This window comes from Streptomyces sp. NPDC059851 (assembly GCF_042732005.1).
In the GTDB taxonomy this organism is placed as follows: domain Bacteria; phylum Actinomycetota; class Actinomycetes; order Streptomycetales; family Streptomycetaceae; genus Streptomyces.
Map to the genome: position 1 here is coordinate 18,959 of NZ_JBHWJJ010000108.1, position 10,370 is coordinate 29,328.

Sequence of the window (10,370 nt, forward strand, 5' to 3'; positions counted from 1 at the left end):
GTACGTCGGGGCGGGCTCGCGGCTCAGCCGTTGCCTTCGACCCCGTTGTGCGGGGCGCTGCGCGGGACGGCCACGGTCACCCGCAGCCCGTGGGGTTCGTTCTTCGCGTACGAGAGGGACCCGCCGCCCGCGGCGAGCAGGGCCCGCGAGATGGACAGGCCGAGCCCGGAGCCCTTGACGTTCTGGTGGCGGCCGCTGCGCCAGAACCGGTCGCCGACGCGGAGCAGCTCGTCCTCGGTCAGGCCGGGGCCGCGGTCGGCGACGACGACGTGCACGGACGGCCCGACCGGGGCGACGGACACCGTCACCTCCTCCCCGGCCGGCGTGAACTTCAGGGCGTTGTCGATGACGGCGTCGAGGGCGCTGGACAGCGCGATGGGGTCGGCCCACCCGGTGACCGCGGTCCGGCCCGCCTCGGTGAGCCGTACGCCCTTCTCCTCGGCGTACGGCCGCCAGGAGGCGACCCGCTCGGCGGCCAGGGCGCCGATGTCGGTGAGGCTGAGCTCGGCGGAGGCGTGCTCGGCCAACGCCAGGTCCAGCAGGTCGTCCAGGACCTGGGCCAGGCGCTTGCCCTCGGCGCGCACGGAGGCGATCTCCTCGTTCCCCTCGGGCAGTTCCAGGGCGAGCAGCTCGATCCGCAGGAGCAGCGCGGCGAGCGGGTTGCGCAGCTGGTGGGAGGCGTCGGCGACGAACGCCCGCTGCTGCTCCAGTACCTCTTCCACGTTGTCGGCCATCTCGTTGAACGAGCGGGCCAGGCGTCGGAGTTCCGGCGGCCCGCTCGCGGCCGCGACCCGGGAGTTCATCCGCCCGGTGGCGATGCCGTGGGCGGCCGCGTCGAGGGTCCGGACGGGCTTGAGGACCCAGCGGGTCAGCTGCAGGGCGGCCCCGAACGCCAGCAGCATGGCGGCGGCCAGGCCGGTGACGATCAGCAGCCAGCCCCGCAGGATCCGGGCCCGCATTTGGTCGGTGGGCGACTCGGTGACCACGACCGCGACGACGTCGCCGTCGAGGACGACCGGGGAGGCGACGAGGAGCTTGCCGTGGGTCTGCCAGGGCCACACCTGGGCCGGGTCGTGGCTGCGCCGCCCGGCGAGGGCTTCCAGGAAGGCCTTCCGGCCCTCGCCCTCCGCGGGGAGCTGCCACCAGCCGGGCGCCCGGACCAGAGCGTTGTCGTCGCGGTAGAAGATGCCCACCCGGATGCCGTACAGCTCCTGGTAGCGGGCCAGTTCGAGCTGGAGCGTCTCCCGCCGTTCGGCGGCGCCGCTGCTGCCGGAGCCTTCCGCGTCGATGAAGAACTGGGCGAGGGCGGCGAAGCGGGCGCTGTCGTCGATCCGGTCCACCACCACCTTCTGCTGCTGGCCGGCGGCCAGACTGACGGCGAGGGGGAAGCCGAGGGCGAGCAGCACGCCCGCCATCAGGACGACGAGCAGCGGGAGCAGGCGGGCGCGCACGGCGGGCTACCGCTAGGGGGCGGCCGGCGGGACGAGCCGGTAGCCCACCCCGCGGACGGTCTCGATCAGGGCGGGCATGCGCAGCTTGGAGCGCAGCGAGGCCACGTGTACCTCCAGGGTCCGCCCGGTCCCCTCCCAGCTGGTGCGCCACACCTCGCTGATGATCTGCTCGCGGCGGAAGACGACCCCGGGGCGCTGCGCGAGCAGGGCCAGCAGGTCGAACTCCTTGCGGGTGAGCGGCACGTCGGAGCCGTCCACGCTGACCCGGCGGGTGGGCAGCTCGATGTTGACGGGCCCGACCCGGACCACGGCGGGAACGCCCGCGACGGAGGCCGCGGCCTCCTCGGAGGCGCCGCTGCGCCGGGCGACGGCGTGGATCCGGGCGAGGAGCTCGCCCGTGTCGTACGGCTTGACCACGTAGTCGTCCGCGCCCATGTTCAGCCCGTGGATCCGGGAGCGCACGTCGGAACGGGCCGTCACCATGATCACGGGGGTCGAGGTGCGCTTGCGGATCTTGCCGCAGACCTCGTATCCGTCCTGGTCGGGGAGGCCCAGGTCCAGGAGGACCACCCCGAAGGGCGGGGCCCCGGCGGGCAGCAGGGCCTGCAGGGCCTCCTCGCCGTTGCGGGCGTGGGTCACCTGGAAGCCGTGCCGGGCGAGGATCGCGGACAGGGCGGCGGCGACGTGGTCATCGTCCTCGACGAGCAGCAGTCTCATTGCGTCCCCCTTTCCTGCGGTCCTGTTTCCTGTTGTGCTTGTTACCGGGCCCGGCCCGCGGTCAAAGGGCCAGAGAGCATCCACGCCGATCCGGGGCCCCACGTCAAGGGGGTTCCGGTCCGGCGCGGTTTCCGTTATGTACCCGGTACGAGCCTTCCGGCGCGAGCCGCCGCGGCACGTACGGAGCGTATCGATCCGAGGCCGTTTCGTTATCCTCAATTCTCCCTCAGATGTGATGACGGTGTGCGCACGGCCTCACTACTGTCCTGCCAACCGAGGAGGACGGAGCTAGAAGCCGATGAGCGGAGTATCAGTGACCAAGGAAGCGAAGGACGCGGCCGGAGCCGCCGACGACCTGGTCGTACTGAGCAACGTCAACAAGCACTTCGGCGCGCTGCACGTGCTTCAGGACATCGATCTGAGCATTGCCCGCGGCGAGGTTGTCGTGGTGATCGGTCCCTCGGGATCGGGCAAGTCCACGCTGTGCAGGACCATCAACCGCCTGGAGACGATCGACTCCGGAACGATCACGATCGACGGCAAGGAACTGCCCTCGGAGGGGCGGGAGCTGGCCCGGCTGCGTGCCGACGTCGGCATGGTCTTCCAGTCGTTCAACCTCTTCGCGCACAAGACAGTGCTGCAGAACGTGATGCTGGGCCAGATGAAGGTCCGCAAGACGGACCAGGCGAGCGCCGAGAAGAAGGCGCGGGCCCTGCTGGACCGGGTGGGCGTCGGAACACAGGCCGACAAGTACCCGGCGCAGCTGTCCGGCGGCCAGCAGCAGCGCGTGGCGATCGCCCGCGCGCTGGCCATGGACCCCAAGGTGATCCTCTTCGACGAGCCGACCTCGGCCCTCGACCCGGAGATGATCAACGAGGTGCTGGAGGTCATGCAGCAGCTCGCCGCCGAGGGCATGACGATGGTCGTCGTCACGCACGAGATGGGCTTCGCCCGCTCTGCGGCCAACCGGGTCGTCTTCATGGCCGACGGCAAGATCGTCGAAGAGGCCGAGCCGGAGCAGTTCTTCAGCAACCCGCGCAGTGACCGCGCCAAGGACTTCCTTTCGAAGATCCTGCACCACTGACGGTTCCGTCTGGTAGTGATCCCCTGGCGGCCCGGCGCACGTGTCGTCGCTCGTCGTCCAACCACGTCTCATCCGAGGGAAGTTCACCATGAAGGTTTTCAAGGCCGGCGCGGCCGCAGCCGTGGCCGTCGTCCTCTCCCTGACCGCGACCGCGTGCGGCGGCGGCGGTGACAAGGCCGGCAGCGGCAGCACCGGGGGCGGCAAGGACAAGATCGTCATCGGCATCAAGTTCGACCAGCCGGGTCTGGGCCTGAAGACCCCGGACGGCAAGTTCACGGGCTTCGACGTCGACGTGGCGACCTACGTCGCCAAGGAGCTCGGCTACCAGCCCGACCAGATCGAGTTCAAGCAGGCCGTCAGCGCCGAGCGCGAGAACCTGATCTCCAACGGTGACGTCAAGCTCGTGGTCGCCACCTACACGATCAACGACAAGCGCAAGGCGAAGGTCGACTTCGCCGGCCCGTACTTCCTGGCCCACCAGGACCTGCTGGTCCGCGCGGACGACACCTCGATCACCAAGGCCGAAGACCTCAACAAAAAGAAGCTCTGCTCGGTCACCGGCTCGACCTCCGCGCAGAACGTCAAGACCAAGCTGGCCCCCGAAGCCGACCTGCAGCAGCTGGGCGGCTACTCCGAGTGCCTCACCGGCCTGGAGAACGGGTCCGTCGACGCCCTGACCACGGACAACTCGATCCTCGCCGGCTTCGCCGCGCAGGAGAAGAACAAGGGCAAGTTCAAGCTGGTCGGCCTGAAGATGAGCGACGAGCCCTACGGCATCGGCCTGAAGAAGGGCGACAAGGACCTCCAGACCAAGGTCAACGCCGCGCTCAAGAAGATGGTCGAGGACGGCTCCTGGCAGAAGGCGGTCGACGCCAACCTGGGCCCCGCCGGCTACAAGGCCGAGCCGGCCCCGCAGATCACCGAAGGCAGCTGATTCATCGGTGGGGCGCGCCGCCGCCCGCCCGTCAAGGGCGGCGGCGCGCCCCACCGGCCATCCTGGGGAGAGCGCAGGGCAACGTGTTCGACTTTCTTACTTCCGGGCAGTACGACGTGCTCGGAGCCTTCTGGGTGACGGTGCAGCTCACCCTCTACTCCGCGGTCGGATCCCTGATCTGGGGCACGATCCTGGCCGGGATGCGGGTCAGTCCGGTCCCGATCATGCGGTCCTTCGGCACCGCGTACGTCAACGTCGTGCGCAACACGCCGCTGACCCTGCTGATCATCGGCTGCTCGCTGGGCCTCAACCAGACGCTGAAGATCACGCTCGGCGGCGAGAACTTCAAGGAGATCGGGTTCCGCCTCGCGGTCCTGGGCCTGATCGCCTACACCGGCACGTTCGTCTGTGAAGCACTGCGCTCGGGTATCAACACGGTGCCCGTGGGGCAGGCCGAGGCCGCCCGCGCGCTGGGGCTGAGCTTCTTCCAGGTGCTCACCCTGATCGTGCTCCCCCAAGCCTTCCGGGCGGTCGTCGCACCGCTCACCAACGTACTGATCGCCCTCACCAAGAACACCACGGTGGCGGCGACCATCGGCGTGGCCGAGGCGGCCCTGCTGATGAAGGAAATGCTGGAGAACGAGGCGGACGCGCTCTTCGCGGTCTTCGGGGTCTTCGCCCTCGGCTTCGTCCTGCTGACCCTGCCCACCGGCCTGCTGCTGGGCCAGGTGGCCAAGCGAGTGGCGGTGAAGCGATGAGCTCCGTTCTGTACGACACCCCCGGCCCCAAGGCCAAGGTCCGCAACTGGATCTACACCGGCGCCTTCGTGGTGGTCCTCGCACTGGTCCTGTGGTGGGTGCTGTCCCTCATGGCCGAGCAGAACCAGCTCGACGCCGACAAGTGGACCCCGTTCCTCACGGACAGCCAGATCTGGACGACGTTCCTGCTGCCCGGCCTCGGTGAGACCCTCAAGGCCGGTCTGATCGCCATGGTGATCGCGCTGCCGCTGGGCGCGCTCCTCGGCATCGCCCGGCTCTCCGACCACGCGTGGGTGCGCGTGCCGGTCGGCGCGGTCGTGGAGTTCTTCCGCGCCATCCCGGTGCTGATGCTGATGATCTTCAGCTCCGCCCTGTACGTGATGCTCGGCACCGTCAGCTCGGACCTGCGACCGCTGTACGCGGTGGTCACCGGCCTCGTCCTGTACAACGCCTCGGTCATCGCCGAGATCGTCCGGGCCGGCATCCTGACGCTGCCGCGCGGCCAGACCGACGCGGCCAAGGCGATCGGCATGCGCAAGGGCCAGACCATGGTCTACGTGCTGGTCCCGCAGGCCGTCACGGCGATGCTGCCCGCGCTCGTCAGCCAGCTCGTGGTCATCCTCAAGGACACCGCGCTCGGCGGCGCCGTCCTCGGCTTCGCCGACCTGATGTCGATGAACCGGCAGATCTCCGCCAACTACAGCAACACCATCGCGACCATGGTCGTGATCGCCCTGATCTACATCGCGGTGAACTTCGCCCTGACGGGCCTGGCCTCCTTCATGGAGAAGCGCCTGCGGCAGTCGAAGAAGGGCACCGGCGCCGTCGTCGAGGGCGACGTGGCCGAGGTCGACGCGGGCGGCGCGGCCGGCGTGGGCAAGGCTCCCTGACACCCGGTCAGTACACTGGCGTGGCACATGTGGTGCGGCGGATCTCATCCGTCGCACCACACGCATGCCCGGGTCCTGCGTCACTTGACGCAGGCACCTCCAGTGGGTTGCATACGTTCTGTGATCACATACCGGACATCGGGAGCCGCCTCGTGGACCCGGTGATCGTCGTCGGCGCGGGGCCCGTCGGACTGTCCCTGTCCCTCGCCCTGGCCGGCCAGGGCGTGCCCTCGGTCGTGCTCGACGAGGGCCCCGGCAAGGATCTCCCCCGACCGGCCCGCACCGTCGTCCTGCACTCCGACACCGCCGCCATGGCCGAGCGGCTGGGCTGTACGACGCTGCGCGACGAGGGCGCGTACTACGCGGCCTGGCGCACCATGCGGCGCAACCGCGACAGCGGCCGCATCACCTTCGAGGACGATCCGGATCCGGCCCCCCTGCACGTGCCGCAGCACGCCCTCACCCGCGGGCTGCGCGCAGCCGCCGCGGCCCATCCGCTGGTCCAGCTCGTCGCCGAGAGCAAATTGGACACCCTGGAGCAGGACGACCGCGGGGTCACCGCCCACACCCGGGGCGCGGAAACCACCTGGTGGCGCGGGAGTTTCCTGGTCGGCTGCGACGGGGCCCGCTCCACCGTGCGCAAGCTCCTCGGCATCCGCTTCCCAGGGCGCACCGCCGTCGAACGGCACGCAGTGGCCGCACTGCGCACCGAGCTCCCCTGGCCCGGCGAGGCCCTGCTGCACCGCGACCCGCCGCAGGAGACCACCGCCCGGCCGCTGGCCGACGGGGTGTGGCGGCTGGACTGGCTGCTGCCCGCCCGCGGCGAACTCGTCACCCCCGACGCGCTGGTGACCCTGATCCGCGACACCATGGGCGCCTGGTGCGGGGGTACCACGCCCGCCTACGACCTCCTCGACACCGGCGTCCACACCCTGCACCACCGGCTCGCCCGCACCTGGCGCGACCGCCGCGCCTTCCTCGCCGGGGACGCCGCCCACCTGCTGGGCGCGCTCGGCACCCAGGGCGTCGAGGAAGGGCTCCGGGACGCCGAGAACCTGGCCTGGAAGCTGTCCCTCGCCTGGCACCAGGGGGCCTCCGAGGCCCTGCTCGACAGCTACGAGGACGAGCGGCGCACCGCGGTCGCGGCCCGGCTGCGCGCCGCCGACCAGGCGATGCCCGCCGTGCGCGGCGGGGGCGGGCTGCGGACCCTGCTGCCCGGCTCGGCCCGCGCCGAGGCCCTGCTCACCGACAGCCACCTGGGCCGCGGGGCGCTGGGCGCGCAGCCCTCGTACGCCCCGCCCGTCGCCGTACGGGAGGTGCCGACGGCGACCGAGCCGGGCGGAGCCGTCGCGAACGTCCCCGTGTCCGCCCCCGACGGGTCCACCGTGCCACTGCGGGACCTGCTGGGCCGGGGCCGCCTGCTGGTGGTGCTGGTCGCCCCCGGCACCGGGGTCTGGGACCGGCGGCACTGGCTCGGCGCCGGACTGATGCCGCGGCTGGCGGCGGCCGTGGCCGCCCTGCCGGTCCGCGCGGAGCTGCTCGTCGCGGACGACTACCCCGGGGCCGCTGCGCACACCGTCCTGCTGGTCCGGCCGGACGGGCACCTGGCGGCCACCTTCGCGGGGGTGGCACCGGCGGAACTGTACGAGGCCGCGGACGCCGTCCGCATGGGCGAACCGACCCGTACGTCCCCCTCGGCGTCGGCCCCCACCGCCGTCATCGATTGACCGCTGCTCGCTCCGCGTGCTTGACTCCACGTCATGACCGGCAGCGACGTGCGCCTGTGGCGGAGGGTCCACATGGACCTGGTCCGCTACGCGGGCTGCGTGTGTCGCCGTTCCTGCTGATTCGCCTCCTTCCCCGCGCCCCCTCGGCGCGCCCATGCCGCGAACCCAGGACGGTCACTCCCGCCATGTCTGCCTCCGCAGCCGTGCCCACGCACGCCCACACCCAGGCCCCCACCCAAGCCCTCACGCCCGCCGTAACAGCCGCCGAACTCCTCGACTTCGCCCTGCGCACGGCGGCCGACCCGGCCGTCATCGCCTCCCTGCCCCTCGACCCGACGGACCGCACCTGGATCCGGCTGGACGGGCCGGCCGGCAGCGAGGCCTGGGTCATCGGCTGGCCGCCGGGGACCGGCACCGGCTGGCACGACCACGCCGAGTCGCGCGGTGCCTTCGCCACCGCGCGGGGCCGCCTCACCGAGAACTCGCTGGCCGCCCGGATCCCCTCGGAAGGCTGGCGCAGCCTGGAACTCGCACCCGGCGTGGACCGCAGCCGGAGCCTGGGACCGGGCACCGGCCGGGCCTTCGGGGAACACCACGTGCACGAGGTCCTCAACGCCTCCCCCGACGAGTCGGCGATCTCGGTCCACGCGTACTACCCTCCCCTCCCCCTGATCCGCCGCTACAGCCGCACGGGAAGCACCCTGACCCTGGACCGGATCGAGCGCCCGGAGGACTGGCATTGAAACCTCCCCTCCCTGAAGGAAGGGGATTCCTAGCTCACTTCGCCTGGCCCCTAGCAGGGGGCAGGGCTTACAAGATCAGCGCTAGCCGGGTTGAGACCAGCCCGGACGAGCATCACGCGGGCGGAGTTCTTGTCCCTGGGGGACACCGCTCCGCACGCGGTGCACGTATATGTTCTCTCGGAAAGAGGCAGTGCGTGCTTGGCTCTCGCTCCGCACTGTGCGCAGTCCATGGTGGTGTGCGCGGGGTGGACAAGGTGGACGGTCCGTCCGTGCTTGCGGCCCTGCTCGATCAGGGCCGTCTTGACGGCGCCGATCGCCGCGTCGGCTGCCTTGCGAGCCATGGTGGTCTTGGCCAGGAACTTGGGCCGGAAGTCTTCGACCGCGATGTGGTCGAAGTCGCGGGCGACGGTGCGGGCCCACTTGCGGCCGGTGTCCTGCCGCTGGCGGGCGATCTTCTTCGAGATCTTCGCCGCAGCCTTGCGGGCCTTTCGGTACCCGGCAGTGTCGGGCCGGTTCCTCGGCGTCTTGCGCCGGGCCATCATCCGCTGGTACCGGGCCAGCCTCGAAGCAGCCGTCCTGCCGTGCTCAGCGTGGGGGAGGTCGTGAGTGTCGGAGGTGGTGGTGGCGGTCTCCTTCACGCCCCAGTCCACACCGATCACTCGCCCTGTTGCGGGCATCTGCACGGTTTCGGTGGTCACGACGAACGAGGCGTACCAGTGCCCGAGGCCGTCCCGGTACACACGCACCGACGTGGCATCGGACGGAAGATCCCGCGACCACACCACAGTCAGCACGATCCCGCCGGCCAGGTGCAGGCGCCCGTTCTTGAGAGAGAACCCGCGGCGCGTGTAGTTCAGGCTCGGCGCCGCCTCGCGCTTGCGCTTGATCTTCGGCATTCCGGCCCGCTGCCGCATGGGCAGCTTCGCCTTGATGTCCTTCAGCGCCTTGGCGCGGACTTGGCGAAGTCCCGGATGATCTGCTGCTGCGGAACGCTCGCGCCTTCCCGCAGCCAGGCCATCGTCTGCCGGGCCTCGGTCAGCATCTTGTCGAGCTGTGCCGGACCGCACGTGGTCTTCTGCTCGGCGTCCTTGTTGAGGCGGTGGACCTTGCGGGACACCGCCACGCACTCGTTCCACACCCAACGACACCGCGCCCACTCCGCATCCAGCCGGGCGAGCGCGGTGGACGACGGGCGCAACCGGAAAGTGCAGCGGGCGTGCCCGTCCACCGTCTCGGCCATCGCTGTCGTCGTCACGGTCCCGAACCTAACAGTCCCCACTGACAACGGAAGAGAATGCAGGTCAGAACAGATGCGCAGAGAACTCCGCCGCTTCGCGGCTCCGCTCCAAGGACCCATTCCTCCCCGGCCTGAAGGCCGCGGCTTCCTGGGAGAAATCCGGTGAGCGACACCCCCATCGGCATCGACGCCCTACTGCACCGAATCCGCTCCACGTACACCCGCGTCGCTCCGGAGGAGGCGCATGCGGCGTTCCTCGACGGCGCCCTCCTGGTGGACATCCGCTACCAGGCGCTGCGCGAGCGGGACGGGCTGGTCCCGGGCGCGCTGGTGATCGAGCGCAACGAACTGGAGTGGCGGCTCGACCCGCAGGGCTCCCACCGCATCCCCAAAGCCGCCTCGCACGACCTGCGGGTGATCGTGTTCTGCAACGAGGGCTACGCCTCGTCCCTCGCGGTGGCCTCCCTCCACACACTGGGCCTACGCCACGCCACGGACCTCACCGGCGGCTTCCAGTCCTGGAAATCCACAGGCCTCCCCACCACCCCACCCGCCCACCTCTGAGGCGCGCCCCGAAGCGGGGCCGCCCCCAGGGGACCGGCAGCCGCCCCACCCCGCCCCCGCAATCCAGCCCCGCCCACCTCTGAGCCCGCACCATCCAGCCCCGTCGGCGTTTAAGGCGCGGGGTCTGGGGCGGCGCCCCAGGGAACGGTGGAAGGGCGGGGAGGGGCAGGCTCCGCGCAGCGGGACCCCACCGCGGCCCGGCTGCGGCAGCGGCCTGGGGGGAGCCGCCCGCGGCCGGGGCCGGGGCCGGGGCCGGGAGCAGCGC

General features: G+C 71.0%; 10 protein-coding genes and 1 pseudogene. 8 read left to right on the forward strand and 3 right to left on the reverse strand.

All coding sequences use genetic code 11. From position 1 onward, the window contains the following. Nucleotides 1-23: 23 nt before the first annotated feature. Nucleotides 24-1,451, reverse strand: coding sequence for an ATP-binding protein (locus tag ACFV7Q_RS28650; protein WP_385432619.1), 1,428 nt, complete (start codon nucleotides 1,449-1,451; stop codon nucleotides 24-26). A gap of 12 nt (nucleotides 1,452-1,463) precedes the next feature. Next, a complete protein-coding gene (locus ACFV7Q_RS28655) occupies nucleotides 1,464-2,168 on the reverse strand; it encodes a response regulator transcription factor (RefSeq protein WP_385432620.1) in 705 nt (234 codons plus the stop codon). A 298-nt stretch (nucleotides 2,169-2,466) separates the two neighbouring features. Between ACFV7Q_RS28655 and ACFV7Q_RS28660 the strand changes: the two genes are divergently transcribed. From ACFV7Q_RS28660 to ACFV7Q_RS28690, 7 genes are all read left to right on the forward strand, one after another. Beyond that, nucleotides 2,467-3,252: an amino acid ABC transporter ATP-binding protein gene (locus ACFV7Q_RS28660; protein WP_385432622.1), complete on the forward strand. Its 786-nt coding sequence runs from the start codon at nucleotides 2,467-2,469 to the stop codon at nucleotides 3,250-3,252. An 88-nt stretch (nucleotides 3,253-3,340) separates the two neighbouring features. After that, nucleotides 3,341-4,186 carry a glutamate ABC transporter substrate-binding protein gene (locus tag ACFV7Q_RS28665; protein ID WP_385432623.1) on the forward strand — a complete coding sequence of 282 codons (846 nt, stop codon included), beginning with the start codon at nucleotides 3,341-3,343 and terminating at the stop codon, nucleotides 4,184-4,186. Between the two features lie 83 nt (nucleotides 4,187-4,269). Next, complete coding sequence (locus ACFV7Q_RS28670) at nucleotides 4,270-4,944, forward strand: amino acid ABC transporter permease (RefSeq protein WP_385432625.1); 675 nt, start codon at nucleotides 4,270-4,272, stop codon at nucleotides 4,942-4,944. Beyond that, complete coding sequence (locus ACFV7Q_RS28675) at nucleotides 4,941-5,834, forward strand: amino acid ABC transporter permease (protein WP_385432627.1); 894 nt, start codon at nucleotides 4,941-4,943, stop codon at nucleotides 5,832-5,834. Before ACFV7Q_RS28670 ends, ACFV7Q_RS28675 begins: the two co-directional genes overlap by 4 nt. Before the next feature lie 152 nt (nucleotides 5,835-5,986). Next, complete coding sequence (locus tag ACFV7Q_RS28680; RefSeq protein ID WP_385432629.1) at nucleotides 5,987-7,561, forward strand: FAD-dependent monooxygenase; 1,575 nt, start codon at nucleotides 5,987-5,989, stop codon at nucleotides 7,559-7,561. Nucleotides 7,562-7,633: 72 nt separating this feature from the next. Further along, on the forward strand, nucleotides 7,634-7,681 hold the full coding sequence (locus ACFV7Q_RS28685; RefSeq protein WP_360629470.1) for a hypothetical protein: 48 nt from the start codon (nucleotides 7,634-7,636) through the stop codon (nucleotides 7,679-7,681). 65 nt (nucleotides 7,682-7,746) lie between these two features. Next, nucleotides 7,747-8,304, forward strand: a complete 558-nt coding sequence (locus ACFV7Q_RS28690) for a cysteine dioxygenase (protein WP_385432630.1) — start codon at nucleotides 7,747-7,749, stop codon at nucleotides 8,302-8,304. A 50-nt stretch (nucleotides 8,305-8,354) separates the two neighbouring features. Here ACFV7Q_RS28690 and ACFV7Q_RS28695 read toward each other — a convergent pair. Then, a pseudogene (locus ACFV7Q_RS28695) lies at nucleotides 8,355-9,544 on the reverse strand (RNA-guided endonuclease InsQ/TnpB family protein). A gap of 159 nt (nucleotides 9,545-9,703) precedes the next feature. Between ACFV7Q_RS28695 and ACFV7Q_RS28700 the strand changes: the two are divergent. After that, a complete protein-coding gene (locus tag ACFV7Q_RS28700) occupies nucleotides 9,704-10,105 on the forward strand; it encodes a rhodanese-like domain-containing protein (RefSeq protein ID WP_385432632.1) in 402 nt (133 codons plus the stop codon). Nucleotides 10,106-10,370 lie beyond the last annotated feature (265 nt).